Annotated in this window: 24 protein-coding genes and 1 pseudogene; 16 read left to right on the forward strand and 9 right to left on the reverse strand. The window is 69.3% G+C overall.

Translation table 11 applies throughout. The annotated features are described in order from the left end of the window. Window positions 1–15: 15 nt before the first annotated feature. Window positions 16–1,239, reverse strand: a complete 1,224-nt coding sequence (locus ACQ86G_RS28315; RefSeq protein WP_431258373.1) for a sensor histidine kinase — start codon at window positions 1,237–1,239, stop codon at window positions 16–18. A 162-nt stretch (window positions 1,240–1,401) separates the two neighbouring features. On the opposite strand from ACQ86G_RS28315, the gene argH reads away from it, so the two are divergent. The 4 genes from argH (at window position 1,402) to ACQ86G_RS28335 (ending at window position 5,168) form a co-directional block, all read left to right on the forward strand. Then, entirely contained in the window at window positions 1,402–2,892 is a 1,491-nt protein-coding gene (gene argH, locus ACQ86G_RS28320) for an argininosuccinate lyase (RefSeq protein WP_431258374.1), read from the forward strand. A gap of 2 nt (window positions 2,893–2,894) precedes the next feature. Beyond that, window positions 2,895–3,416: a hemerythrin domain-containing protein gene (locus ACQ86G_RS28325; protein ID WP_431258375.1), complete on the forward strand. Its 522-nt coding sequence runs from the start codon at window positions 2,895–2,897 to the stop codon at window positions 3,414–3,416. A 55-nt stretch (window positions 3,417–3,471) separates the two neighbouring features. Continuing rightward, window positions 3,472–4,725 carry a DNA polymerase IV gene (gene dinB / locus ACQ86G_RS28330; RefSeq protein WP_431258376.1) on the forward strand — a complete coding sequence of 418 codons (1,254 nt, stop codon included), beginning with the start codon at window positions 3,472–3,474 and terminating at the stop codon, window positions 4,723–4,725. A 194-nt stretch (window positions 4,726–4,919) separates the two neighbouring features. Further along, window positions 4,920–5,168, forward strand: coding sequence for a hypothetical protein (locus ACQ86G_RS28335; RefSeq protein WP_431258377.1), 249 nt, complete (start codon window positions 4,920–4,922; stop codon window positions 5,166–5,168). A gap of 301 nt (window positions 5,169–5,469) precedes the next feature. Here ACQ86G_RS28335 and ACQ86G_RS28340 read toward each other — a convergent pair whose 3' ends face one another. Then, window positions 5,470–5,916, reverse strand: coding sequence for a YbaN family protein (locus tag ACQ86G_RS28340; RefSeq protein WP_431258378.1), 447 nt, complete (start codon window positions 5,914–5,916; stop codon window positions 5,470–5,472). 100 nt (window positions 5,917–6,016) lie between these two features. On the opposite strand from ACQ86G_RS28340, the pseudogene ACQ86G_RS28345 reads away from it, so the two are divergent. Together ACQ86G_RS28345 and ACQ86G_RS28350 are read left to right on the forward strand one after the other, a co-directional pair. Next, a pseudogene (locus tag ACQ86G_RS28345) lies at window positions 6,017–6,977 on the forward strand (LysR family transcriptional regulator). A gap of 103 nt (window positions 6,978–7,080) precedes the next feature. Next, window positions 7,081–8,232, forward strand: a complete 1,152-nt coding sequence (locus ACQ86G_RS28350; protein ID WP_431258379.1) for an alpha-hydroxy acid oxidase — start codon at window positions 7,081–7,083, stop codon at window positions 8,230–8,232. 151 nt (window positions 8,233–8,383) lie between these two features. On the opposite strand, the gene ACQ86G_RS28355 is transcribed toward ACQ86G_RS28350, so the two are convergent. Continuing rightward, a complete protein-coding gene (locus ACQ86G_RS28355) occupies window positions 8,384–10,543 on the reverse strand; it encodes a S46 family peptidase (protein WP_431258380.1) in 2,160 nt (719 codons plus the stop codon). A 237-nt stretch (window positions 10,544–10,780) separates the two neighbouring features. Here ACQ86G_RS28355 and ACQ86G_RS28360 point away from each other — a divergent pair, with 237 nt between their 5' ends. The 3 genes from ACQ86G_RS28360 (at window position 10,781) to ACQ86G_RS28370 (ending at window position 12,789) form a co-directional block, all read left to right on the forward strand. Then, entirely contained in the window at window positions 10,781–11,044 is a 264-nt protein-coding gene (locus ACQ86G_RS28360; protein WP_431258381.1) for a hypothetical protein, read from the forward strand. Window positions 11,045–11,596: 552 nt separating this feature from the next. Beyond that, complete coding sequence (locus ACQ86G_RS28365) at window positions 11,597–11,929, forward strand: hypothetical protein (protein WP_431258382.1); 333 nt, start codon at window positions 11,597–11,599, stop codon at window positions 11,927–11,929. Continuing rightward, window positions 11,926–12,789 carry a hypothetical protein gene (locus ACQ86G_RS28370; protein WP_431258383.1) on the forward strand — a complete coding sequence of 288 codons (864 nt, stop codon included), beginning with the start codon at window positions 11,926–11,928 and terminating at the stop codon, window positions 12,787–12,789. Before ACQ86G_RS28365 ends, ACQ86G_RS28370 begins: the two co-directional genes overlap by 4 nt. Before the next feature lie 9 nt (window positions 12,790–12,798). Here the strand turns inward: ACQ86G_RS28370 and ACQ86G_RS28375 are convergent, their stop codons facing one another. The 3 genes from ACQ86G_RS28375 to ACQ86G_RS28385 all read right to left on the reverse strand — a co-directional run bounded on the left by ACQ86G_RS28375 (window position 12,799) and on the right by ACQ86G_RS28385 (window position 16,920). Then, on the reverse strand, window positions 12,799–13,848 hold the full coding sequence (locus ACQ86G_RS28375; protein WP_431258384.1) for a methyl-accepting chemotaxis protein: 1,050 nt from the start codon (window positions 13,846–13,848) through the stop codon (window positions 12,799–12,801). Continuing rightward, entirely contained in the window at window positions 13,845–14,348 is a 504-nt protein-coding gene (locus tag ACQ86G_RS28380; RefSeq protein WP_431258385.1) for an MCP four helix bundle domain-containing protein, read from the reverse strand. The genes ACQ86G_RS28375 and ACQ86G_RS28380 overlap by 4 nt, the downstream gene beginning before the upstream one ends. Before the next feature lie 100 nt (window positions 14,349–14,448). Next, window positions 14,449–16,920 carry a DNA internalization-related competence protein ComEC/Rec2 gene (locus ACQ86G_RS28385; RefSeq protein ID WP_431258386.1) on the reverse strand — a complete coding sequence of 824 codons (2,472 nt, stop codon included), beginning with the start codon at window positions 16,918–16,920 and terminating at the stop codon, window positions 14,449–14,451. A gap of 90 nt (window positions 16,921–17,010) precedes the next feature. On the opposite strand from ACQ86G_RS28385, the gene ACQ86G_RS28390 reads away from it, so the two are divergent. The 4 genes from ACQ86G_RS28390 to ACQ86G_RS28405 all read left to right on the forward strand — a co-directional run bounded on the left by ACQ86G_RS28390 (window position 17,011) and on the right by ACQ86G_RS28405 (window position 19,191). Beyond that, entirely contained in the window at window positions 17,011–17,478 is a 468-nt protein-coding gene (locus ACQ86G_RS28390) for a RidA family protein (RefSeq protein ID WP_431258387.1), read from the forward strand. After that, window positions 17,478–17,975, forward strand: coding sequence for a disulfide bond formation protein B (locus ACQ86G_RS28395; protein WP_431258388.1), 498 nt, complete (start codon window positions 17,478–17,480; stop codon window positions 17,973–17,975). Before ACQ86G_RS28390 ends, ACQ86G_RS28395 begins: the two co-directional genes overlap by 1 nt. Before the next feature lie 64 nt (window positions 17,976–18,039). Beyond that, the gene (locus tag ACQ86G_RS28400; protein ID WP_431258389.1) at window positions 18,040–18,729 is read left to right on the forward strand and encodes a hypothetical protein; all 690 of its coding nucleotides are present in this window, start codon (window positions 18,040–18,042) and stop codon (window positions 18,727–18,729) included. Between the two features lie 294 nt (window positions 18,730–19,023). Next, window positions 19,024–19,191 (forward strand): VOC family protein, encoded by a 168-nt coding sequence (locus ACQ86G_RS28405; protein WP_431258390.1) that lies wholly within the window; start codon window positions 19,024–19,026, stop codon window positions 19,189–19,191. Window positions 19,192–19,227: 36 nt separating this feature from the next. Here ACQ86G_RS28405 and ACQ86G_RS28410 read toward each other — a convergent pair whose 3' ends face one another. Both ACQ86G_RS28410 and ACQ86G_RS28415 read right to left on the reverse strand, forming a co-directional pair. Next, on the reverse strand, window positions 19,228–19,557 hold the full coding sequence (locus ACQ86G_RS28410; protein WP_431258391.1) for a helix-turn-helix domain-containing protein: 330 nt from the start codon (window positions 19,555–19,557) through the stop codon (window positions 19,228–19,230). Further along, window positions 19,541–19,798: a type II toxin-antitoxin system RelE family toxin gene (locus ACQ86G_RS28415; protein ID WP_331617828.1), complete on the reverse strand. Its 258-nt coding sequence runs from the start codon at window positions 19,796–19,798 to the stop codon at window positions 19,541–19,543. The genes ACQ86G_RS28410 and ACQ86G_RS28415 overlap by 17 nt, the downstream gene beginning before the upstream one ends. A gap of 228 nt (window positions 19,799–20,026) precedes the next feature. Between ACQ86G_RS28415 and ACQ86G_RS28420 the strand changes: the two genes are divergently transcribed. From ACQ86G_RS28420 to ACQ86G_RS28430, 3 genes are all read left to right on the forward strand, one after another. Then, window positions 20,027–20,731 carry an alkaline phosphatase D family protein gene (locus tag ACQ86G_RS28420; protein ID WP_431258392.1) on the forward strand — a complete coding sequence of 235 codons (705 nt, stop codon included), beginning with the start codon at window positions 20,027–20,029 and terminating at the stop codon, window positions 20,729–20,731. Continuing rightward, window positions 20,650–21,621 (forward strand): alkaline phosphatase D family protein, encoded by a 972-nt coding sequence (locus ACQ86G_RS28425; protein ID WP_431261521.1) that lies wholly within the window; start codon window positions 20,650–20,652, stop codon window positions 21,619–21,621. Before ACQ86G_RS28420 ends, ACQ86G_RS28425 begins: the two co-directional genes overlap by 82 nt. 162 nt (window positions 21,622–21,783) lie before the next feature. Then, window positions 21,784–22,821 carry an IS110 family transposase gene (locus ACQ86G_RS28430; RefSeq protein ID WP_431258393.1) on the forward strand — a complete coding sequence of 346 codons (1,038 nt, stop codon included), beginning with the start codon at window positions 21,784–21,786 and terminating at the stop codon, window positions 22,819–22,821. A 401-nt stretch (window positions 22,822–23,222) separates the two neighbouring features. On the opposite strand, the gene ACQ86G_RS28435 is transcribed toward ACQ86G_RS28430, so the two are convergent. After that, the gene (locus ACQ86G_RS28435) at window positions 23,223–23,888 is read right to left on the reverse strand and encodes a helix-turn-helix transcriptional regulator (RefSeq protein WP_431258394.1); all 666 of its coding nucleotides are present in this window, start codon (window positions 23,886–23,888) and stop codon (window positions 23,223–23,225) included. Between the last annotated feature and the right edge of the window lie 147 nt (window positions 23,889–24,035).

Genomic DNA, 24,035 nt, shown 5'->3' on the forward strand with positions numbered 1-24,035 from the left:
CCGTGAACGGCCGCCTCAGCGCGGCATCACGATGCGCACCACGAAACGTCCCTCGCCGGGACTGGCCTCCAGGCGCGCCGCCACGTCGTGCATCAGCCGCAGCCGTTGCCGCACGTTGCGCAGCGCCAGCCCGTGCCCCTTGCCACGCGACGGCAGGCCGACCGTGTTGACGACGCGGATCTCGATCTCGCTGCCGCGCGCGCGCGTCACGATGTCGACATCGCCGCCGCCGTCGTTGGGCTCGACGCCATGGCGCACGGCGTTCTCCACCAGCGGCTGCAGCAGCAGCGGCGGCACGCGCGCCTCCGCGGCGTGCGGATCGAGCTGCCAATGCACCCGCAGCCGGTCGCCGAAGCGCAGCTGCTCGATCGCCAGGTACCGCCGCGCCAGCTCGACCTCCTGGTCGAGCCGCACGCCTTCGGCCGTGGGGCCCGCGTCGGCCAGCGCCACGCGGAACAGCTCGGCCAGGTCCTCCAGCACCTCCTCGGCGCGGTTCGGGTCGACGCGCACCAGCGCGATCGCGGTGTTCAGCGTGTTGAAGAGGAAGTGCGGCCGGATGCGCGATTGGAGCTCCACCAGCCGCGCCAGCGCGTCGGCGGGCGCCTGGGCGCGTTCGCGCAGCTTCAGCCAGCTCAGCAGCGCCCCGGCCGCCAGCGCTCCCGCCAGCAGGGCCGCGACCCGCGGCAGGACACCGAGCCTGCCGATGTCCACCGCCTCCAGCAGCAGCGTCCCGCCATGGGCGCACAGCGCGCCGAGCACGATCGGCAGCGTCCACTGCGCCCATTCGGGCAGCCGCGCCAGCACACGCTTGGAGGCGCACACGATCAGCAGCCAGGCCAGCACGCCGCTCAGCGCCGCGACCGAGGCGCCGCCCATCGCCCAGGTCCATTGGGCCATCGTCTCGGACGTCATCGCCAGGCCCAGCGACAGCACCAACTGCACGCCCAGCACGGCGCGCATCACCAGGCCGACATGGCAGACGTCGAAGCGCCGCTGCGCGTCGATCAGGCGCGGCGGCTCGGCCGGCCGCGCGTCCAGACGGGTTTCCTCCCAGGCGGGCTGCATCGGCATCGGCCGGCTGTCCGAAGACTGCGTGTTCATCGGCGGGGTCGACGGCGGGGTCGACGGCGGGTTCGACGACGCCGTGGCCCGCGTCGGCCCGAGCCCGTCGCGCGACGGCCGGGTCGAGCGCGACGGATCCTTCCCCGGCGTTGTCCCGTTCGTTGCCTTCGTGGCCATCGGATCCTCCCGTCCCCGCACTGTCCTGCCCTCCGACTGCAGCCCCTCGGGCGCCACGGCGGCGCCCCTTTAGAATCGGCGGCTCATTCTCACCCAGGCGTCCGCCCGCTTCCCATGCGGATACGCCCGGGGTGCCGCGAAGTCGTAACGCCTTGCAAGCCGATGTCCTCCTCCCCTACTGACCAGCCTTCCCATCCCCAGGTCGCCGACAACCAGCTCGCCAACAAGACGCAAGCCTGGTCCGCCCTGTTCTCCGAGCCCGTCAGCGAGCTGGTGAAGCGCTACACCGCCAGCGTCGACTTCGACAAGCGGCTGTGGGCGGCCGACATCCAGGGCTCGCTGGCCCACGCGGACATGCTGGCCGCGCAGGGGATCATCGGCGCGGACGATCTCGCCGCGATCCAGAAGGGAATGGCACAGATCCGCGAGGAGATCACCTCGGGCCGCTTCGAATGGCAGCTGGACCTGGAGGACGTCCACCTGAACATCGAGGCCCGACTGACCACGCTGGTCGGCCTGGCCGGCAAGCGGCTGCACACCGGCCGCAGCCGCAACGACCAGGTCGCCACCGACGTGCGCCTGTGGCTGCGCGGCGAGATCGACACGCTGGTCGGCCTGCTGGCCGAGCTGCAGCGTGTGCTGGTCGAGCAGGCCGAGCGCCACGCCGACGTGATCCTGCCCGGCTTCACCCACCTGCAGGTCGCGCAGCCGGTGGCCTTCGGTCATCACATGCTGGCCTACGTCGAGATGTTCGCCCGCGACGTCGAGCGGCTGCTCGACACCCGCAAGCGCGTGAACCGCCTGCCGCTGGGCGCCGCCGCGCTGGCCGGCACGAGCTATCCGCTGGACCGCGAGCGCGTCGCGCGCACGCTGGGCATGGAAGGCGTCGCGCAGAACAGCCTGGACGCCGTCAGCGACCGCGACTTCGCGATCGAGTTCAGCGCCGCGGCAACGTTGGTCATGGTGCACATCTCGCGCCTGTCGGAGGAACTGATCCTCTGGATGAGCCAGGCGTTCGGCTTCATCGCTCTGCCGGATCGGTTCTGCACCGGCTCGAGCATCATGCCGCAGAAGAAGAATCCGGACGTCCCGGAGCTGGCGCGCGGCAAGAGCGGCCGCGTGGTGGGCCACCTGATGGGCCTGATCACGCTGATGAAGGGCCAGCCGCTGGCCTACAACAAGGACAACCAGGAAGACAAGGAGCCGCTGTTCGACACCGTCGACACGCTGAGCGACACGCTGCGCATCTTCGCCGAGATGATGGCCGGCCTGACGGTCAAGGCCGACGCGATGGAACGTGCGGCGCTCAAGGGCTACGCGACGGCGACCGACCTGGCGGACTACCTGGTCAAGCAGGGCCTGGCCTTCCGCGACGCGCACGAGATCGTCGCGCACGCGGTGAAGACGGCGCAGGCCCAGGGCATCGACCTGTCGGCGCTGCCGCTGGAGGCGCTGCGGCAATTCGACCCGCGCATCGGCGAGGACGTCTACGAGGTGCTGTCGCTGACGGGCTCGCTGAACGCGCGCAACATCCTCGGCGGCACGGCGCCGGCGCAGGTCCGCGCGCAGGTGGCGCGCCACCGTGCTCGCCTGGGTGCATCCGGCACCGACGGCATCGCATCCGCCGTCGCCTCCACCGTCGCAAAAGCCTGACCATGAGCGCGCTGGCCTGGACCGACGAGCTCGTGCTGAATCAGCCGGAGCTGGACCACACGCACGAGGAATTCGTGACGCTGCTGAACCGCTACGCCGACACGCTCGATCGTGGCGAGGACGCGCTGCCCGCGTTCAAGGCACTGCTCGCCCACACGGAGGAGCACTTCGCGATGGAGGAGCGCTGGATGGCGGCGACCGGCTTCGAGCCGGAGAACTGCCACAGCAGCCAGCATGCGATGGTGCTGAACGTGATGCGCGAGGTGGTGCGCTACGCCGAGGACCTCGGCGACCGCGAGCCGCTGGCCATCGTGCGCACCGAGCTGTCGCAGTGGTTCCCCGGCCATGCCGAGATGATGGACGCGGCGCTGGTCTACACGATGGAACAGCGCGGCTTCGATCCGAAGACCGGCGAATGCCGCGATCCGATCCGGGCTGCGGGGAATGCCGATGCCAAGGCCGAGGAGGCCGAACTGGGCGAGCAGACCGTCTCGGCCTGTGGATCGACGAGCTGCGGACACTGACCGTCGCCGGTCCTGCTGACAGCGAGTGTCAGCGCCGGCGCTCACAATCCCTCGCATGGCCGAGCCGACGCCAGCGCTGCCCGATCGCCTGATCGCCCATCTGGACATGGACGCGTTCTACGCGTCCGTGGAGCTGCTGCGTTATCCGGAGCTCAAGGGCCTGCCGGTGGTGGTCGGCGGCCGGCGCGCCCACACGCCGCAGGAGCGGCCCGACGGCACGCGCGAGTTCTTCAAGCTGGCCGACTACACCGGCCGCGGCGTCGTGACGACGTCGACCTACCCGGCGCGCGACCTGGGCGTGTTCTCCGCGATGGGATTGATGAAGGCGGCGCTGCGCGCGCCGCAGGCGATCCTGCTGCCGGCGGACTTCGACTCCTACCGGCACTTCTCGCGGTTGTTCAAGGCGGCGGTGCGCGAGATCGCGCCGGTGGTCGAGGACCGGGGCATCGACGAGATCTACATCGACCTCACCGATGTGCCCGGCGCGCGCGAGGCGGTCGGTCACGACCCGCTGGGCGGCGTGCGCGCGATCGCGCGGGAGATCAAGAACTCGGTGCAGCGCGCGACCGGGCTGACCTGTTCGATCGGGGTGACGCCGAACAAGCTGCTGTCCAAGATCGCATCGGAACTCGACAAGCCCGACGGCCTGACGCTGATCATGATGGAGGACCTGCCGACGAAGATCTGGCCGCTGCCGGTGCGTCGCATCAACGGCATCGGCCCGAAGGCCGGCGCGAAGCTGGAGAGCCTGGAGATCCACACGATCGGCGAGCTCGCGGCCACGGCGCCGGAGCTGCTCCGGCAGCATTTCGGCGAGGGGTACAGCGCCTGGCTGCATGAGGCGGCCTGGGGCCTCGACGAGCGGCCGGTGGTCACCCACAGCGAGCCGGTGTCCATCAGCCGCGAGACGACCTTCGAGCGCGACCTGCATGCCAAGCGCGACCGGCCGGAGCTGTCGCGGATCTTCACCGCGCTGTGCGAGCAGCTGGCGTCGGACCTGCAGCGCAAGGGCTACCTGGGACGCACGATCGGCATCAAGCTGCGCTTCGAAGGTTTCCGCACGGTGACGCGCGACCTGACCCTGGACGCGCCGGTGCAGGACGCAGCGTCGATCCGACACGCGGCTGGGCTGTGCCTCAAGCGCGTGGACCTGAGCCAGCGGTTGCGGCTGCTCGGCGTGCGGGTCGGGAAGCTCAGCCGGCCGGGAGAGGTCGAGCCGAAGCCGCGCGGGCGGGCTGTGCCAGCGCCAGCATCGCAGGACAACTCGCCTGCGAGGCCGAAGCCAGAGAACCTCACGCTGTTCAATTGAGGCGCAAGGCCGTCGGGACCACGCTCCACGCGTACAAATGAAAACCGCTTTGGTTCACGACCGAGGGTCATGAGTTGACACTTCTCAAGGTTCGAGCGTTTTCAGAGCCGTCGACCTGTGTTTTGAAAGAGTGACGGATTCAAGCGGGCACAGTAGGCGACATGTTCTTCACCGATTGCGCAAGGAGTTCCGCCGTGATCTTCTCGTCCTCCCGTCCTCCACCTTCCGCGACCACCCGCGCTCGTCATCGCCGTCCGCCTGACGCTCCACGTGACTGGATCGACCGGCTCCTCGACGCGATCCAGCGGGCCGGCCTCGGCGCCGTCGCCGCAGTGACGATCAGCGGGCTTTTCCTCCAGCACAGCCTGTCGGGCGACGTGCTGATCTCCTTGGCCGGAGCTGCCATTGCCGTTTGGGACGCCTGGCGCAACGGGGCCATCTGATGAGGACGCGCCCACCATGCAGCACCTCATTGATGGCAACCCCCACGACATCATCTCCGCCGTCCTGGGCATGATCTATCTGCTGGGTCGCCGACTCTGGTTGCGATCCGCGTTGAGCGCGGAACTGGTGGAAGACTTCACCCTTGGATTCTCGGTCTATCCTTTTTTCCTGATGGCACTCGCAGTCGCATCGTCGGCAGCGATCGATGAACTCATGGCCCACAGCCGCATCGTCGTCACCACGGCGGGTCTCTCCGCGCTGGTCATGGCCTTCCGACTCGCCAAGGCGCGGCTGACCGCATCAACGGGCAGTGGGGAGCCTCCACAGCCAGAGCCCCACAGCCAGGCAACAAAGCGCCGGCAGCCACGGCACCACCGGCATCACCAACGCCGAGATGATCGAACTGAGGGTCATCATGACCCACGCAGCCTGCTTGGCACGCAAGGGGACGGCCCGCGTGGCGCGCCACTGGACGATCATCGGCCCGAAGCGCGGGTGGCCGACCAGCCACGCCTCGCAGCGCGCAGACCCGCGCGCGAAGCAGAACGCGGCCAGCAGCACGAACGGGGTCGTCGGCAGCAGCGGCAGGAAGATGCCGATCACGCCCAGCACCAGGCTCAGCGCCCCGCCCACCATCCACGGCAGACGGCGCCACAGGGACGCCTGCTCCAGCACGCGCACGGTGGCGTCGTCGGCCGCGGCCTCATCGGCAGCAGCGGTCAGGCTTCTCTCGGGAACTTCGGACATCGCGCCACTGTAGCCGCGCTCTGAGGCCCTCGTGCGCTCGCCATCCGGCATCCCTGACGGCCCGAGGGACCCGAAGGCGCCGGACGCTACAGTCGCGCCCATGAGCGATTCCTCGCGACACGCCCCCGGCGAGCCCTTGGCCGACACCTTGCGCCTGCCCTCGATCGACGGCCTGCTGGCCTTCGAGGCCGCGGCGCGCCTCGGCAGCCTGGAACGCGCCGCGGAGGTGCTCCACGTCACCGCGAGCGCCGTCGGCAAGCGCATCGCGACCTTGGAAGAACGACTCGGCCTGCCGCTGCTGACGCGCAACCCGCTGCGCCTCACCGCCGCCGGCAAGGAATACCTCGCGCAGGTCCGCACCGCGCTGTCGCTGCTGGCCGACGTGCCGCTGCACCGGCGCGAACAGCAGCGCATCGTCCGGCTCGGCATCACCAGCCCGCCGACCTTCGCGCGTCAGGTGCTGGTGCCCGCCCTGCCCGGCTTCGAAGCCGCGCATCCGGACATCGAGCTGGAACTGTTGCTGTCGACGCCCTACCTGGACCAACCCGCGCCGCCGGCCGACGTCGAGATCTTCGCCGGCGCCATCCCGGCGGGCGGCGAGGTGCTGCTCGACGACGTCGTCACACCGATGGCGGCCCCGTCGCTGCTGGCGCGCCTGCCCGCGGTCCACGCGCCAGCGGACCTCGCCTCCGCGCCGCTGCTGCGCACGCCGCTGCAACCCTGGCAACCGTGGCTGCGCGCCGCCGGCCTCGACTGGCCCGGAGCCCGCGCACGGCACACGCTTCGTCGACCTCGGCCTCACCCTGGAAGCCGCCGCCTGCGGCCAGGGCATCGTGCTCGGCCGCCCGAGCCTCGCCGCCACCTACCTGCGCGGCGGCGCGCTCAAGCGGCTGTTCGACCTCGCCGTGCCCGCGGCGATGCCCTACGGGCTGGTGCGGCATGCCGACAGCGGCGCCGCACGCTCCTTCGCGCGCTGGCTCGTCCGGCATTGCCAGTCGCTGAGCGGCCAGGCGGGCACGACTGCGGACGCGGACGCAGGCGCGGTCGACGGCGCGGCCTGACCGGAACGCCCCGGGAAGTCCCTGAGCCCGTCGGAGCGATCTTCCGATCCGGCCCGCGAAACTTTCCGGCCGTGGTGCGTCAGGCTCGCCTAGCATCCGGCGCATGAGCGTCATCACCTGCATCGAAGACCTGCGCGTGCTCGCGCAGAAGCGCGTCCCGCGGATGTTCTACGACTACGCGGACTCCGGCTCCTGGACCGAGAGCACCTACCGCGCCAACGAGGCGGACTTCCAGTCCATCAAGCTGCGCCAGCGCGTCGCGGTCGACATGGAGGGCCGCAGCACCGCGACCACGATGATCGGCCGCCCGGTCGCGATGCCCGTCGCGATCGCGCCGACCGGCATGACCGGCATGCAGCACGCCGACGGCGAGATCCTCGGCGCCCAGGCGGCCGAGGCTTTCGGCGTGCCGTTCACGCTGTCGACGATGAGCATCTGCTCGATCGAGGACATCGCCGCGAACACGACGGCGCCGTTCTGGTTCCAGCTCTACGTGATGAAGGACAAGGGCTTCATCCACAGCCTGATCGACCGCGCCAAGGCCGCGAAGTGCGAGGCGCTGGTGCTGACGCTGGACCTGCAGATCCTCGGCCAGCGCCACAAGGACCTCAAGAACGGCCTGTCCGCGCCGCCCAAGCTGACGCTGCCCAACCTGATCAACATGGCGACCAAGCCGCGCTGGTGCCTGGGCATGCTGGGCACGCAACGCCGGCACTTCGGCAACATCGTGGGCCACGTGAAGGGCGTCGGCGACATGAGCTCGCTGTCCGAGTGGACCGCCAAGCAATTCGATCCGCAGCTGAGCTGGAACGACGTCCAATGGATCCGCGACCGCTGGGGCGGGAAGCTGATCATCAAGGGGATCATCGACGAGGAGGACGCGAAGCTCGCGGCCGCATCCGGCGCGGACGCGCTGATCGTCAGCAACCACGGCGGCCGCCAGCTCGACGGCGCGGAGTCCAGCATCCGCGCGCTGCCCCGCATCGTCGAGGCGGTCGGCGATCGCATCGAGGTGCACCTGGACGGCGGCATCCGCTCGGGCCAGGACGTGCTCAAGGCCTGGGCCTTGGGCGCGCGCGGCACCTACATCGGCCGCGCTTTCCTCTACGGCCTTGGCGCGATGGGGCGTCCCGGCGTGACCCGGGCGCTGGAGATCATCCACCGCGAGCTCGACCTCACCATGGCCTTCTGCGGCCACCGCGAACTGCGCAACGTCGGCCGCGACATCCTGCTGCCTGGCACCTTCCCGCAGTAAGCCCCCTCCTCTTGCCCCTCTCCCGCACTGCGGGAGAGGAGTTCGGGTGAGGGTCGAGGCAGGCAGCGAGCCCAGAAAGCGAAACGCCCCGCACGAGGCGGGGCGTTGATCAAGGCGACCGTGAGGATCGCTCAGCAGGATGAGCGCGCGATCACAGCGCGTTCATTTCCTTCAGCAGGCGGTCCGCCTTGTCGACGACCTTCATCTGCCACAGCATGTAGCGCGCATCCAGGCAGATGCTGCGGTTCATGTGGTCGTTGAAGTCCCAGTCGGAGATCACCGCGTCCAGCGTGCCGTCGAACAGCAGCCCGACCAGCTCGCCGTTGCCGTTAAGCACCGGCGAGCCGGAGTTGCCGCCGGTCGTGTCCAGCGTCGCCAGGAAGTTCACCGGCACCGAGTCCAGCGCCTTCACGCCGTACTTGTCGAACTGGCGCGCCTTGATCGCGGCGAGCTGCTCGGCAGGCGCATTGAACTCGCCCGTGCCGGTGTGCTTGGCCACGATGCCGCGCAGCGTCGTGAACGCCGTCCAGGTCGTGCCGTCCACGCCCGGCGTGCGGCTCTTCACCTGACCGAAGGCCACGCGCAGCGTGCTGTTCGCATCCGGATAGACCGGCTGGCCGCGGCTGGCCTTGAAGTCGATCTCGGCCTGCATGGTCGCGGCGTAGGCCTGCTGCGTCTTGCCGGCCAGTTCCTTGTCGCGGGTTTCGCGTGCCTCTTCATCGGCATGCAACGCCACGGCGGCCTTGACCAGCGTGTCGCTGCTGCCTTCGAAGGCGGCGGCGTCACGCGACAGCCAGGCGGTGCGCTCGGCCTTGTCGGTCAGCTTGGTGCCCGCGTACAGCGCGTCCACGCGCGCCGTCACGGCGGCGGCGTCCATGCCGGCACGCACGCCCAGCGCGTCCAGGAACGCGGCGTTCAGCTGGTCGGCCGGCAGGGCCAGGTATTGCGTCAGGAAGTGGCTGACGACCTTCTTCTCGGTCATCTCGTCGAAGCGACGGTCCAGCGTTTCCACGGCCTGCTTGCGGCGCAGCTGATCACGGTCCTGGTACCCGGACTTGCGCTCGGCATCCGGCTTCTTGCGCTGCAGCGCCTGCTCGTACAGGTCGCTCGCGCTCTTGACCAGCGACGGCGTCGCGTAGCTCAGCAGGAACTCGCGGCGCACGATGCCCTGGCGCTCGGCGATCAGGCGTTCCACCTCGACCAGCGACGGGCCGTAGGCGGCGCGGCGCTTGGCGTCGGCGTTCACCCAGGCCTTCATCTCGTCGAAGGCCGCCTGCTTGCGCGCGAGGATGTCGCTGCCCGCGTAGCTGGCCATCTGGCCCTGGTAGTTCTTGTAGTAGTTGTTGACGCCGGCGACCGTGTTGGCCAGCTTGATCTCGGCATCGCGGCGGCCGGCCGTCGATTCCTTGATCAGGTCCAGCTGCTCGCCCATCGCCTTGACGCGATGCGGGAAGTCCCACGAGAACGCGAAATCGACTTCCGAGGGCAGACGATGGCGGTTCGTGCGACCCGGGTAACCGGCCACGGCCACGAAGTCGTTCTCGTTCAGCGGCGAGCTCGCCATCTTCAGGAACTGCTGCGGCTGGAAGGGTTTGTTGTCCTTGCTGAAGTCCGCCGGCTTACCGTCCGGGCCGACGTAGGCGCGGTAGAAGCTGTAGTCGCCGGTGTGGCGCGGCCACATCCAGTTGTCGGTGTCGCCGCCGAACAGGCCCACGCCTTCGGCCGGCGCGTGGACCAGGCGCACGTCGCGGATCTCGAGCTGCTTGGTCAGCTGGTACATCAGGCCGCCGTAGAACGCGCCCACCGAGCAGCGGTGGCCGGCGTCCTTCTCGCACGCGGCGACCAGCGACTTCTCGTTGGCCTCGATCGCGTCGATGCGGGCCTTGCCCTGCAGCGCGGCGGTCTTCCTGTCGATCACCTTGTCGGTGACGTCGGTCAGCGCGACGGTCACCAGGATGCGGCTGCCCGGCGCGGCCGGCAGCTCGTCGGCCAGCGACGCGGCCAGGAAGCCGTTCTTCAGCAGGTCCTTCTGCGGCGTCGAGTTGTACTGGATGCTGCCGAACGCGCAGTGGTGGTTGGTCACCACCAGGCCTTGCGGGGACACGAACGAGGCCGTGCAGCCGCCCAGGCTCACCACCGCGCCCATCGGGTAACCCAGCGGCTGGGACAGCCGCGCGGGGTCGAACTTCAGGCCCAGGGCCTTCATGTCCTTGGCCACCAGCGGCAGCTGCTGCGGCATCCACATGCCTTCGTGCGCCTGGGCGCCGGCCGCGGCGTACAACGCCAGCGCGGCCCACATCAGTCGTTTCATTCGCGGGACTCCTGTCCACCTTCTGAGAAGGGGCGAACCATACACGAGGCGACAGGGCCGGACCCGTGCCGGTCGGCACCCGGCCCCCATGCCGCATGGCGGGATAACCCGCAGTGCCACTCGGGCTCCACGAGCGTGGGATGGGGAAACCCTGACTCCAAACTTACACTTCCACCCCACGGATCCCGACCCGTTCCGGGCCGTCCGAACCCTTTCCCTGTCGTCCAGGAGCCCGCCATGACTCTCACGCAGCTCAGCCAGGTGAAGCGCTGGATGGTGATGCACAGCGCGCGTCACCCGGTCGAGCTGGCGGTCTGGAACGTCGTGCTGACGATCTGGATGCTGGGTTTCATGGGTGTTCCGGGCGCGTTATTGATCCGGGCATGGATCGCACTGCCGTTGTGCCTGATGGCCTGGCTGCTGCCGATGGCCTACACCGGTGGTCGCCGGAGACTGCACCGATCGGGTCGCCTGCGCTGCGACTGGCTGACGGCCCTCTGACCGACAAGACGAGCCCGCCCCCTCGGTATCTCGCAGCCGGCGGAGCCGGTGCCCTCGAAGCGAACCCTGAGCGAAGCGAAGACTGTGAGCGCCGAGGGGCACCGGCTCCGCCGGCTGTCGCGCGGTCTCCGCAGGCCCTCCCGAGCCGCCGCCTTGCCTTGACATCATCGTCACTTCTGACGATGATCCGCCACATGAAGTATCCAGGCGGCAAAGGCAAGACGTACCAGCACGTCATCAACCTGATGCCTCCGCACCGGGTGTACATCGAGACGCATGTGGGGGTGGCGCGGTCCTGCGCCACAAGCTGCCGGCGGGTCGATCGATCGCCATCGATGCCGACGAACGGGTCATCGCGCGCTGGCGCGACCTGGCCCTTCCCGGCGTGGAGCTGGTTCACGGCCGTGCCGAGGATTTCCTCGCGCGGCACGTGTTCGAGGGGATGAGCTGGTCTATGTCGACCCGCCTTATCACCCCGAGACGCGCCGGCAGACGCGCATCTACCGGCACGAGTACGGCGCGGCGGACCACGAGGCGCTGCTGGCGCAACTCGTGGCGCTGCCGTGCCGGGTGATCGTGTCCGGCTACGCGCATCCGACGTACGACGCCCTCCTGCGGGGGTGGCGCACGGCGGAGTTCCGCGCGAAGACCCACACCGACGTGCGCACGGAAACCTTGTGGTTCAACTTCGAGCCGCCCGAGATGCTTCACGACAGCCGGCACCGCGGGGCGACCTTCCGCGAGCGCCAGACCCACAAGCGGCGTCTCGAACGCCTTCAAGAGCGTGTCCATGCCATGGATCCGGTCGAGCGCGCCGCGTTCGCCCAATGGCTGAACACCACCTATCCAGCCGCCCAGAGAGGCGGCGTTCCCCTTCTCCCATGACTCAGATCGTTGCCCTCGTCTCCCGCCACGGCTCCCTCCACAGAGAACTTCCCGACCCCCACCATCTCCTGCTGACCGGCGTGCGCTGGGGCGCCGTCGAGGAGTTCCCCACCCCGGCCTACTGGACGCAGCAGGCGCTGGCCCGTCGCCTGGATCGTCCCGACGCGGCGCTGCCCGTGGCGTCTGGCCGCTCGCTGGCCGAGGAGGTCGGCGCCTCGCTGCTGGGCGGGCCCGGCATCCCGGCCGCCGTGGGCCTCGCGGCGTTCGCGCGCGTCCGCGAGCGCGGTGCGTTCGTGCAGCCGGGCGTCTGCGAGCTCACGCTCACCGCATGGCTCAGCGAGCCGCTGGACGTCGACGGCAAGGTGCTGGGTTTCCGCTTCGCGGCGCAGAAGGCGAAGCACCTCGCGGCGGTGATGCCGGCGCTGCTCTCGGCGCCGGACTTCGAGGCCGGGCAGGACGTGCGCAACTGGCTGATGGAACTCCCGGGCGTCGGGCCGAAGTCGGCCTCGGCGATCGTGCGCGGCTGGTCGGCGTCCGAGGACGTCGCGCTGCTCGACGTGCATCTGCTGCGCGTCGGCCAGGTGATCGGGTTGTTCTCGCGCAAGCTGACGGTGGAGCGTCACTACCTCGAGGCCGAGGCGCGCCTGCTCAAGCTGTGCGCGGCGATGGACGTGCGACCGTCGGAACTGGAAGCGGTCGTCGCGGCGGAGATGATCCGCTCGCCGGAGACGGCGCGCTTCCTGGTCGATCACCTGAAGGCGACCGAGCCTGGCGCGAGAGCGTCGGTGGCGGGCTCCGCCTCGTCCAAGGCCCGCGGGATGCGCGAGCCGGAGCAGATCTCGCTGGTGTTCACGGCGTGAAGCCGGGGCCTAGTTGGCCAGCCTGAACCTCGCCACCACCTGACTCAGCCGCGCGGCCTGCTCCTTCAGCGCCTCGGCCGCGGCGGCGGATTCCTCGACCAACGCGGCGTTCTGCTGCGTCATGCTGTCGAGTTGCGTCACCGCCGCGTTGACCTCCGACAGGCTCTGCGTCTGTCCGCCGGTGGCTTCGGCGATCTCCCGGATCAGCTGGCTGACCTGCTTCACCGCGTCGACCACCTGCGTCATCGTCGTGCCCGCGTCGCCGACCGCGCGAGAGCCGGTCTCGACCTGCTCGACCGAATCCGCGATCAGGGTCTTGATCTCCCGCGCCGCCTGCGCGCTGCGCTGCGCCAGGCCGCGCACCTCGGAGGCCACCACGGCGAAGCCCCGCCCCTGCTCGCCCGCGCGGGCCGCTTCGACTGCGGCGTTGAGCGCGAGGATGTTGGTCTGGAAGGCGATGCCGTCGATCACGCCGATGATGTCGGCGATGCGCCGTGACGACTGCTGGATGCCCGCCATCGTCGAGACGACACGGCCGACCATGTCCCCGCCGCGGCTGGCCACGCCCGCCGCGTCCTGGGCGATGCGGCTGGCCTCGTCGGCGCTGGTGGCGCTCTGACGCGCGGCGTCGGTCAACTGGTGCATCGCCGCGGACGTCTGCTCCAGGCTGGACGCCGCCTCCTCGGTCCGGCTGGACAGGTCGCTGCTGCCGATGGCGACCTCGCGGCTGGATTCGGCGATCTGGTCGGCGCTGGAGCGCACCGTCGAGACCGACGCATGCAGCGCGTCGCGCATCTTGCCCAGCGCCCGCAGCAGGTCGCCGAGTTCGTCCCGGCGCGAGGCCGCGGCGATGTCGCGCAGGTCGCCGTCCGCGATCCGGTCGGCCGTCTCGGAGGCCGCGCGCAGCGGCTGCGTCAATGAACGCGTCAACAGCCAGCCGACCACCGCGCCCAGGGCCATCGCCGCGACGACCAGTGTCCAGATCGCGGTCAGCACGACGCGGTAGTCGGCCCGCGCCTGCTGGTGCGCGCCGTCCGCCCCCTCGGCGTTGATCTTCACGAGGTCCGCCTGCCGCTGGGTCGCGCCCCGGAACGCGGTGCGCGAATCCCCCGCAGCAAGGTCACGGCCTCGTCCCGCTGGCCCGCGCCGAGCGCCGCCACGTAGCGCTCCTGCACCGCGCGATAAGCCTTCACCTGCCGGCCCAGTTCCTCGAAGAGCTGCCGTTCCTTGTCGCTCGCGATGAGCTTCTCGTAGCTCGACAGCAGCCCGGGCAGCACGCCCCACTGCTCGGTCAGCCGCGCCGCCTCGTCCGCGACCGCCTTCGCATCGCCGCCGACCAGCATCTGCAGCTCCGCGCGACGCATCTGGTTCATCGAGTCGCTGATGGTGCCGAGCAGGCGCGTGCTCGGCAGCCAGTTGATGGCCAGATCGTCGACCTTGGCCTGGACCTGCGCCACGCGGCTCGCCGAGAAGGCGCCCATCGCCAGCATCAGCAGCAACAGCAACGCGAAGCCCAGACCGAGCCTCACGCCCACCTTCAAGTCGGACAGCATTCCCATGTGATCCTCCTGTCGGCGCCGGTTGTGGCGTCGTGCTCGCAACCTAGCACCAGTCCGGCGGCGTGCACAGCCCCGGTGGAAGGGGCAGCGCAGACCGCGGTCATGGGGGAAGACCGGGCGGGAGCGCCTCCGCAGGGTCGGGTTCGGGGGTGCTGGCGAGGTCGCCCGCAAGGTCGGGGACGTCGGGAAGATCGGAAGGATCCGGGCGGACACCCGCCGGAACGCGCAGCCAATAGCGTCGACGCGTCGCCCGCTCGCAGTGGTTGACCGGCAGGGACCGGCGATCGCTGCGCCAGCGCCAGGCGCCGCAGTCCACCGTGTTCAGCAGCAGCGCCCCGGCGACGGCGTAGCGCGCCACGACGTCCGGCTTCGGATGGCCGAAGCGGTTCAGGTAACCCGACTGCACCACCGCCACCTGCGGCGACACCGCCCGCACGAACGCCATCGTCGACGAGGTCCGGCTGCCGTGATGCGGCACGACCAGGACCTCGGACCGCAGGCCGTCTTCCCCGTCCTCGCGCACGAGGCGCGCTTCCTGCGGCGATTCGATGTCACCGGTCAGCAGCACGCGGCGACCCGCCGCCTCGACGCGCAGCACGCACGAGGTGGCATTGCGCCTGGCCTCCTTGCGCGTCTGGCGGGTATCACCCTCCGCCATCGGAGACAGCACCTCGAAGCCCACGCCGTCCCAGGTCCATCGCTGACCGCGCCAGCAAGCTTCGCCACCCGGCACGGCACCGAGCCGGCGCGCCACGGGCATCGCCGCCAGCAGGCTCGCCGCACCGCCGAGGTGGTCCTGGTCCGCATGGCTCACCATCAGCAGGTCCAGCCGCCGCTCGCCGAGCCCCCATAGCAGCGGCAGCAGCACCCGTTGTCCCGCATCGGATCCGGGCCCCCACGACGGTCCGGCATCGAAGACCATCGCGTGGTGCGCCGTGCGCAGGATCGCCGCGCCGCCCTGGCCGACATCGGGCACCCAGAGTTCCAGATGGCCGGGCGCGGGGCGCTCGAGCACCGGCCAGAACATCGGCACGCAGAGCGCGAGTCCACCCAGCCGCAGGCGCCACGGCCATGGCATCGCGAGCACGGCGCCGCCGAGCAGCCCCAGCGCCTGCGCTCCCGCGGTCGGCCACGGCAGGTGCCAGACCGCCAGCGGCAGGACGCGCAGCGCCTCCAGCATCGTGTTCATCAACGCGACGCACCAGGCGCCGAGCGTCCACAACGGCGGGCACAGGGTGCCGAGCATCGCCAGCGGCGTGATCACGTAGGACACCAGCGGGATGGCGAAGGCGTTCGCCACCAGGCCCACGATCGACAGCTGCTGGAACAGCAGCAGCGTCAGCGGCGCCAGGCCCAGCGTCACCACCCACTGCGTGTGCCAGGCGTTGCGCAGCGCGCCGCGCCAGCCGGGATCGGCGCGATGGTCCGCGGCCATCAGCAGCGCGACGGCGCAGAACGACAACCAGAACCCCGCCTGCGTCAGCGCCCACGGATCGGCGGCGCAGACGCCGGCCGCCGCGGCGCACAGGCTCGTCGGCCAGGGCCAGCGCGCGCCGGCCTGACGCAGGAGCGCGAGGATCGCCAGCAGTCCGACCGTGCGCTGCGATGGCACGCCCCAGCCGGAGAACAGCGCGTAGAGCCCGGCCGCGACGACGCCGATCCACATCGCCGCGCGCGGCGCGGGCCACCACAGGCACAGCCGCGCGCTGCGCCGCCAGGCCCAGCCGGCAGCGGCGCCGGCGAGCCACGCGAACATCGTCACGTGAAGCCCGCTCACGCTGAGCAGATGGGACACACCGGCATCGCGGTACAGCCCCCAGTCGGCCGCATTCACCGCGCCCTGATCGCCCAGGCTCAGCGCGGCCAGCACGCCGGCGCCCCGGCGGTCGCGCCGCTCGCCCAGTTGCCGGTCGATCGCGTCGCGCATCGTCTGCCGCAACGCATCGATGCCGAAGCCGCCGGCCTCCAGCCGTTGCTGCCCCTTGCTGCGGCAACTGCCGGCGGCGGGCAGGTCCTGGTCGAGCATCCAGAGCGCCTGGTCGAAGCCGTGCGGGTTCATGAGCCCGTGCGGACGGCGCAGCTTGACGTCGAGGCGCCATCGCTCGCCGGCGCGCGGCGGAAGCGGCATCTGATAGCAGGACAGCAGCACGCGCGGCGGCGCGCCTTCGCCGACCGCGGCAGGGTCGACATCGAGGATGAAACGCCAGCCGTCGACGCCGCCGATGCCCGCCGTGCGCTGCGGAAGGCTGCCGACGCGACCGGTGAGCGTCATGACCTGCCCCTCCCGCTCGACGGGCGGCACCTCGGCCATGCGCGTCCCGGCCCGGGCCGCGGTGAGTCCGGTCCCGGCGATCGCCGCGAGCATCGTCCAGGCCAGCCAATGTCGACCCCAGCGCGCCATCGACAGGACCACCGGCAGCGCCATCGGCGCGGCATTCGGCATCACCAGCGACATCCCCATCAACAGCGTGACCGGCAGCGCCATCGTGGCCGCCAGCACCACGGCGATCGCGGTCCAGGCCCGCCAGGCCGCGGGACCGGGCAGTTCCGGCAGGACATGGACCAGCCCCATGCCGAGCAGGGCCGCCAGCGGGACGAATGTCCAGCGCCAGGCCGGGGTGTAGGATTCGCGGCGATTTTTTCCACTTCCGCGCAGACCCTCATGAGCACTTCCGTCTACGACCGCCTGACCCAGCTCGGCATCGAACTTCCGCCGGTGGCGGCGCCTGCCGCGGCCTACGTGCCGTTCGTCCGGACCGGCAACCTCGTGTTCCTGTCCGGTCATATCGCGAAGAAGGACGGCAAGCCCTGGGTGGGCCAGCTGGGCAAGGACACCGACACCAAGACCGGCCAGCAGGCCGCGCGCGCGATCGCGATCGACCTGCTGGGCACGCTGCACGCGGCGGTCGGCGACCTGAACAAGGTCAAGCGCGTCGTGAAGCTGATGAGCCTGGTCAACAGCACCGGCGACTTCACCGAGCAGCACCTGGTGACCAACGGCGCGTCCGAGCTGATCGGCGAGGTCTTCGGTGCCGAGAAGGGTGCGCATGCGCGCAGCGCCTTCGGCGTCGCGCAGATCCCGCTCGGCGCCTGCGTCGAGATCGAGCTGATCGCCGAGATCGCCGACTGATGCGTGCGCTGACCGCCTCGCGCGTGCTGGCCTTCAGCGCGCTGGTCTCGCTCGCCGCCGTGGCGGCCGCGCTGGTGGCGCAGTACCAGTTCGGCGTCAAGCCGTGCCCGTGGTGCGTGATGCAGCGGGGGATCTTCCTGCTGATCGCGGCGGTGAGCGCCCTGGGCTGGGTGCTGCAGCGCGTCGGTGCCGTGCGCGTGCTGGCGCTGCTGCTGTCGGGCGCGCTGGGCGTGGCCGGGCTGTTCGCCGCCGGTTACCAGCATGAGGTCGCCTCCAAGCTGGCCAGCTGCGACATGACCTTCGCCGATCGCGTGCTGACGATGTTCAAGCTGGAGGATCGGATCCCGAGCATCTTCATGGTCACGGCCAACTGCAGTGAAGCGTCCGCGTATTCGCTGCTCGGTCTGCCCTACGAGATCTGGAGCGGCGCCCTGTTCACCCTGATCGCGCTGCTGTGTCTGCTGACGCTCAAGCGCGGAGCGGTGCATCGTCGGTGAGAGCCGCCGGCCGCGTCCTTGCGATCGGTCAATCAACACGTCGAGGTAGCGCTTGACGGCGTTGATGTCCGCCGCCATGGAAGCGTGGGCGCTCCTGGGCGCCTACCCGCTGCGCTGGCTGGCCATCGCGCTGGTCTTCCTCGTCGTCGTGGAAGCGACGATGTTCATCCCCCGCGTCGGCTTCACCCTGAAGCTGGCGCTGGCGAGCGTGTTCGGCGCGCAGATCGTCGCCCTCTTCCACGGCGCAGCCCAGGGGGCCGTGCCGAGCGTCTTCGACCTGTGGCGCGGCCTCGCGTTGCCCGCGGACGGCCTGGCGGTGCTGGTGGTGGGCACGCTCATCCCGTTCGCGGCGGGACTGATCTACCTGCGTGTGGTGAATGGACCTGCTTCGCTGCGCTTCTTCTTCGGCAGCGTCGTCCGCGACAAGCCACCAAAGGAGCGTGAGTTCGTCCGCTTCAAGTACGTCATGCAACTGGCCAGCCTGCCCTTCACCTGGCTGGCGGGCACGGTGGTGCTACTCGGGCTCGGCGGCGTGCCGGCGATGTCCACGGCGCTCGCCGCGGCGCGTTTCTCGTGGGAAGGCGTCGTGCTGCTGGGCGTGATGGGCATCGTCTTCGAGTGGGCGGCGGTGGCTTTGCCGCGCCGCCTTCCCCGGGTGGCGGGCATCGCGCTGGTCAGCGTGATGCTGGTGGGCTACCTGCTCTGGTCGTTCGCGCTGCTGTACACACTGTCGGTGAAAGCACTGACGCTCTGAGCGGTGCCGGCCGCCACCGCGCGGCCCCCGTCGGCGCTACGCTCCCGGCATCGCAACGGACGGGAGCTCCGACATGAAACGAGTCACGGGCATCGGCGGCATCTTCTTCAACGCCAAGGATCCGGCGGCCCTGCGCGACTGGTACAGGACGCACCTGGGCGTTGACGTCCAGGCCTGGGGGGCGCGGCGTTCACCTGGACGGACGAGGCGGGTCAACCCACGGGCGGCTCGACCATCTGGTCCATCGGCGCGGCCGAGGGCGGCGACGGCTTCGGGCCGAACAAGGCGCCCTTCATGATCAATTACAGGGTCGCCGATCTCACGTCGCTGCTCAAAGCGCTTCGCGATGAGGGCTGCAACGTCCTCGACAAGACCGACGACTCCGAATACGGCAAGTTCGGCTGGGTCATCGACCCGGAAGGCAACAAGGTCGAGCTGTGGGAGCCGCCGGCGGGGCAGTGAGAACGGTCGGCTGACGCCGACGGATTCCATCGCCGCTCAGAAATTCAATTGCCCTGGCCGGATGCCCAGCGCATTCGCAATCCGCTCGCGCGACGAGCGCCGCTGGCGTCCACTCGCCTCCAGCTGCGCATACGCACCCTGCGTGATCCCGAGCCGATCCGCGACGACCTGCTGCGTGAGCCCCAGGTGTGTGCGCCATGCCTTGGCGCCGGTCATGTTCTGGTTGAACACGAGCTGCGCAACGGCGTCAGGGATCAAGTCACCCACCGCTTCGAAATGGCGCACGAACTCGTCGTAGGGGAGCACGACGAATGCGGGCGTTCCGTCGGCGCCGAGGATGGTCTGGAAATCAATACGTTTGTTCATCGCGCTTCTTCACTTCCTCGATGGAGACAATCCTGACCTCGACCGCGAAATCGAAGAACACGCGGTAGTCCCCGACTCGCAGCCGATACGCATACGGATGGTTCATCAGTCGTTTGACGTTGCGCGCAGCCTTGAGGTCCGCCAGTTCGATGACGACGGCGCCGGCAATCGCCTTCACCGCATCGCGTGGCAACTTCAACATCTGCCGCATCGCCTTCTCGGTCCAGTTGATGCGATTCATGGATGCTATACGTTTCGATTAGTTTTTTCGAGGCTAATCTGATGTCCGTAGAGCAGCGTTGATATCCATCAACATTGGATTTCTGTTCCCTCCCATGCGGGAGAGAACGCGGGCGCAGGTGTGTTGGAGGCACGCTGAAAGCCACCCTCATTGGGGCCAGGTCACCTCCCCGTCACACCCTCCCGGCAGCATCGCGGGCTTCGCCCTTTCTCTCTCCGGGAGACCCGCATGGACCGCCGCCGCTTCCTCCACGCCAGCACGCTTCTCGGAGGTGCCTCGCTCCTGACCTTGCCCGGCGCGCAGGCGCTGGCGCAGGCCCCCGCCGTCATCACCCGCGATGCGATGCGGCCGCAGATGCCGCACGGCATCCAGTCCGGCGATCCGGTCGCCGACGGCGCCATCGTATGGACGCGGGGCGACCGGCCGAGCCGGCTGTGGCTCGAGTGGTCCACCACCGCCAGCTTCGCCAACCTGCAGCGCGTGCGCGGACCGCATCTGCTCGAGGATTCCGACTTCACCGGCCGCGTCGACCTGCGCGGCCTGCCCGCCGGCCAGGAGATCTTCTATCGCGTCGTCCTGCAGGACCTGCACAACGAGCGCGTCATGTCCGAGCCCGTCGCCGGACATCTGCGCCTGCCCACGGCCCTCGGCGCCAAAGGCCTGCGCGATGTCCGCTTCGCCTGGAGCGGCGACACCTGCGGCCAGGGCTGGGGCATCAACGAGCAATGGGGCGGCATGAAGATCTATGAGCAGATCCGCCGCATCAACCCCGACTTCTTCCTGCACAGCGGCGACACCATCTACGCCGACAGCCCCATCCCCGCCGAGATCAAGCTTGCCGATGGCTCGCTCTGGCGCAACGTCGTCACCGAGCAGACCAGCAAGGCGCCGAGACGCTCGACGAGTACCGCGGCCGCTACCGCTACAACCTGATGGACGCCAACGTCCGCCGCATGTCGGCCGACGTCCCCCAGATCTGGCAATGGGACGACCATGAGGTCACCAACAACTACTCCGACAGCAAGGACCTCTCCGGCGACGCGCGCTACACCGAGAAGAACATCCCGCTGCTCGTCGCCCGCGCCACCAAGGCCTTCCAGGAATACGCGCCGATGCGCCGGTTCGGCGACGCCGAAGGCGAACGCATCTACCGCCACCTGCCGCAGGGTCCGCTGCTCGACCTCTTCGTCGTCGACATGCGCAGCTACCGCGGCGCCAACAGCGCCAACCTCCAGACCGAGGAGAACGCCGACAGCGCCTTCATGGGCCGTCCGCAGATCGCGTGGCTGCTCGAAGGATTGAAGCGCTCGAAGGCGGTCTGGAAGGTCATCGCCGCCGACATGCCGATCGGCCTGCACGTCAACGACGGCAAGGATGCCGAGGGCCGTGACAAGTGGGAGGCCATCGCCAACGGCGACGACGGCGCGCCGCGCGGCCGCGAACTGGAGATCGCGCGCCTGCTCAGCGAGATCAAGCGCCACCGGCTGCACAACATCGTCTGGCTCACCGCCGACGTGCACTACACCGCGGCGCACTTCTTCGATCCCGCCAAGGCGAAGTACACCGACTTCCTGCCCTTCTGGGAATTCGTCTCCGGCCCGTTGCACGCCGGCGGCTTCGGTCCCAACAAGGCCGACGGCACCTTCGGCATGCAGGTGGCGTACCAGAAGGGGCCGGGCATTGCCAACGCCGCCCCGGCGCCCGACACGCAGTTCTTCGGCCAGGTCGACATCGATGCCAAGACACGCGCGATGACGGTCACGCTGAAGGATCTGGAGGGCTCGACCCTCTACAAGAAGATCTTGGAACCCCGACGCTCCTGACCCTCCCCGCAGTCCTCGGTCGCAAAACCGGGGAAGTCCGGCGATGGTGGGGGACGGGAGGTCGAGGGGTTAATGAGATGGTCACCCCCATCTCCCTTTTGCCTAGAGCACCCCGGTGACGTAAGTTGCCGGGGTGTTCTTCTATCTGCAGCGGAGGTCATCATGGACTCTGTAACGATGGTCGGCATCGACCTGGGCAAGCACTCCTTCCACCTGCATGGTCAGGACCGCAAGGGTTTCGCGGTGTTCCGCAAGAAGCTGACCCGCAAGCAGCTCATTGAGTTCTTCGCCAAGTTCCACTCCTGCACGGCCGTGATGGAGGCCTGCGCCGGCGCGCATTACCTGGCGCGCAAGCTCGTCGCCATGGGCCACGAGGTCAAACTGATCTCCCCGCAGTACGTGCGCCCCTTCGTGAAGGGCAACAAGAACGACTTCATCGACGCCGAGGCAATCTGCGAGGCCGCCTCGCGGCCGACGATGCGTTTTGTACAGCCGAGGACCGAAGCCCAGCAGACGCTGTCGATGCTGCATCGCATGCGTGAGTCGTTGGTCCACGATCGCACCAAGGCGACCAACCAGATGCACGGGTTCCTGCTGGAGTTCGGCGTCAGCCTGCCGACCGGCCTGGCCGTCGCCCGGCGACTGCCGGCGTTGCTGGTCGAGCACGAGGATCTCCCGCCCCAGCTGATCTCGTTGCTGGAGCGGCTGCACGCGCACTTCAAGTACCTTGACGGCCAGATTGCCGAGGTCGAGAAGATGCTCAGCCGTCAGGTCCACGCAGACGACCTGGGCGAGCGGCTCATGACGCTACCGGGCGTGGGCCCCATCACCGCCAGCGTGTTGTGCGCCGAGATGGGCGACGGGCACCAGTTCGCCTGCAGCCGCGACTTCGCGGCATCCCTGGGCCTGGTGCCGCGGCAGTACAGCACCGGCGGCAGACCCACGCTGCTGGGCATCAGCAAGCGCGGCGACAAGAACCTGAGACGCCTATTAGTTCAGTGCGCCCGGGCCTTCATGCAGAGGGTGGACAAGTACCCCAGCCCGCTGGCCGACTGGGTGCGCTCGCTGCTCACGCGTCGTCACTCCAACATCGTGGCCTGCGCCCTGGCTAACAAGCTCGCGCGCATGGCCTGGGCATTGGCAAGGCACCACGCGGTCTACGACCCAGCCAAGCTACGACCGGAGCCAGCGGCTGCTTGAACCCAGGCAACTGGCTTCCCCTCAACCCAGATCAGGAACACCCAACAGGTTTTGCGACTGCTGCAGCAGTGATGACGTGAACGGCCCATTCGGCCTGGCAGGCATCCAGAAAGGGCCTTTGGCTATCGAAGCCGAGGGGTTTTAAAGGACTGCCAGGTGCGACTCTCATCGTGGCGCGGGGAACAACCTCCCCACCCAGACGCCGGATAGATTTACGCAAGCCTCCTTCACACCGATCTCTGCAACAAGCTCTTGCAAAAACGGGGGTGACCATAGATTCGGCGCTTGACGCCGGGGCCCCTTGACCTCGCGGCCGACGCTGCGATCTCAGCAGGCAGGCGGCCCCCGCAGGCAGGCGCGCTGGCAGGCTGCAGGCAAGCGGCCTCAACAGGCAGGCTGCCTCAAGCCCGCTCCATCGCCCGCAACACGCCCTGCATGGGCGGCAACTGCGCCACCATCGACACCAGGTCGCGGATGCTTTCCGTCGCCGTCTTCGCCCGCACGCTCGCGATCTGCGTGCGCACGGTCGAGATGGCCACCCCGTGGCGAAGCGCGATCTCCTGCGGCTGCAGGCCAGAGCAGAGCGACTGCAGCACCTGCAGCTCCGCCGCCGTCAGCTGATGTTCCCGCGCGAAGGCCAGCATCGGCAGCTCGCCGCACAGGTTGCGCTTGCCGAGCACGACCATCGCCTGCGAGGGTCGCCCCTGCCCGTCCTGCAACGGCAGCACCGACAGCGACAGGCGTCCTGCCCCGCGCCCCAGACAGATGAGATGCCGCAGCCCACGCTGCACGTCGGCGAGCGCGCTGTCCAGTCGCAATTGGTCGTTGCGCTGCGCCGCGATCAACTGGCCGTCGACGATCTGCAGCGGCGACGTCTCGTCGAGCTGCCGTCGCGCGGTGCTGTTGGCATAGAGGAGCTGGCCTTCGCCGCCGACCAGGCAGACGCCCAGGTCGATCTCCTCCAGCGCATGGCGCCACCACCGATCCGGCGCGCCACGTCGGCGCTCGGGCCCTCGATAAGACAAGAGCCGTCCCAACTCCGGGGTCCTCCCCAGCATTCCATCCATCTCGGCCTCCCTGGTGGGCGTGCGTGGAACGCGGCCCTCGATTCGCACTCGCGCACGGTCTTCCTGCCGTTGTGGGTACGTTAGGGGCCTCGGCTGGAATGTTAGGAGAACGTCAGGGTCTTGCGTAGCGGAACTCGACGGACGGAG

Origin of the sequence: Roseateles chitinivorans, assembly GCF_050632145.1 — a bacterium.
Classification (GTDB): Bacteria; Pseudomonadota; Gammaproteobacteria; order Burkholderiales; family Burkholderiaceae_C; genus Roseateles; species Roseateles chitinivorans_B.

What these genes read in the sequence shown, in the direction of transcription:
- ACQ86G_RS28390 (WP_431258387.1), top strand. Translation starts at nt 17,011, where the DNA reads ATGAGCACTTCCGTCTACGACCGCCTGACCCAGCTCGGCATCGAACTT.
- ACQ86G_RS28420 (WP_431258392.1), top strand. Translation starts at nt 20,027, where the DNA reads ATGGACCGCCGCCGCTTCCTCCACGCCAGCACGCTTCTCGGAGGTGCC.
- ACQ86G_RS28325 (WP_431258375.1), top strand. Translation starts at nt 2,895, where the DNA reads ATGAGCGCGCTGGCCTGGACCGACGAGCTCGTGCTGAATCAGCCGGAG.
- ACQ86G_RS28410 (WP_431258391.1), bottom strand. Translation starts at nt 19,557, where the DNA reads ATGAACAAACGTATTGATTTCCAGACCATCCTCGGCGCCGACGGAACG.
- ACQ86G_RS28315 (WP_431258373.1), bottom strand. Translation starts at nt 1,239, where the DNA reads ATGGCCACGAAGGCAACGAACGGGACAACGCCGGGGAAGGATCCGTCG.
- ACQ86G_RS28400 (WP_431258389.1), top strand. Translation starts at nt 18,040, where the DNA reads ATGTCCGCCGCCATGGAAGCGTGGGCGCTCCTGGGCGCCTACCCGCTG.
- ACQ86G_RS28350 (WP_431258379.1), top strand. Translation starts at nt 7,081, where the DNA reads ATGAGCGTCATCACCTGCATCGAAGACCTGCGCGTGCTCGCGCAGAAG.
- ACQ86G_RS28395 (WP_431258388.1), top strand. Translation starts at nt 17,478, where the DNA reads ATGCGTGCGCTGACCGCCTCGCGCGTGCTGGCCTTCAGCGCGCTGGTC.
- ACQ86G_RS28370 (WP_431258383.1), top strand. Translation starts at nt 11,926, where the DNA reads ATGACTCAGATCGTTGCCCTCGTCTCCCGCCACGGCTCCCTCCACAGA.
- ACQ86G_RS28360 (WP_431258381.1), top strand. Translation starts at nt 10,781, where the DNA reads ATGACTCTCACGCAGCTCAGCCAGGTGAAGCGCTGGATGGTGATGCAC.
- ACQ86G_RS28430 (WP_431258393.1), top strand. Translation starts at nt 21,784, where the DNA reads ATGGACTCTGTAACGATGGTCGGCATCGACCTGGGCAAGCACTCCTTC.
- ACQ86G_RS28340 (WP_431258378.1), bottom strand. Translation starts at nt 5,916, where the DNA reads ATGTCCGAAGTTCCCGAGAGAAGCCTGACCGCTGCTGCCGATGAGGCC.
- ACQ86G_RS28385 (WP_431258386.1), bottom strand. Translation starts at nt 16,920, where the DNA reads ATGGGGCTGGTCCATGTCCTGCCGGAACTGCCCGGTCCCGCGGCCTGG.
- ACQ86G_RS28415 (WP_331617828.1), bottom strand. Translation starts at nt 19,798, where the DNA reads ATGAATCGCATCAACTGGACCGAGAAGGCGATGCGGCAGATGTTGAAG.
- ACQ86G_RS28435 (WP_431258394.1), bottom strand. Translation starts at nt 23,888, where the DNA reads ATGGATGGAATGCTGGGGAGGACCCCGGAGTTGGGACGGCTCTTGTCT.
- dinB (WP_431258376.1), top strand. Translation starts at nt 3,472, where the DNA reads ATGGCCGAGCCGACGCCAGCGCTGCCCGATCGCCTGATCGCCCATCTG.
- argH (WP_431258374.1), top strand. Translation starts at nt 1,402, where the DNA reads ATGTCCTCCTCCCCTACTGACCAGCCTTCCCATCCCCAGGTCGCCGAC.
- ACQ86G_RS28380 (WP_431258385.1), bottom strand. Translation starts at nt 14,348, where the DNA reads ATGGGAATGCTGTCCGACTTGAAGGTGGGCGTGAGGCTCGGTCTGGGC.
- ACQ86G_RS28355 (WP_431258380.1), bottom strand. Translation starts at nt 10,543, where the DNA reads ATGAAACGACTGATGTGGGCCGCGCTGGCGTTGTACGCCGCGGCCGGC.
- ACQ86G_RS28405 (WP_431258390.1), top strand. Translation starts at nt 19,024, where the DNA reads ATGATCAATTACAGGGTCGCCGATCTCACGTCGCTGCTCAAAGCGCTT.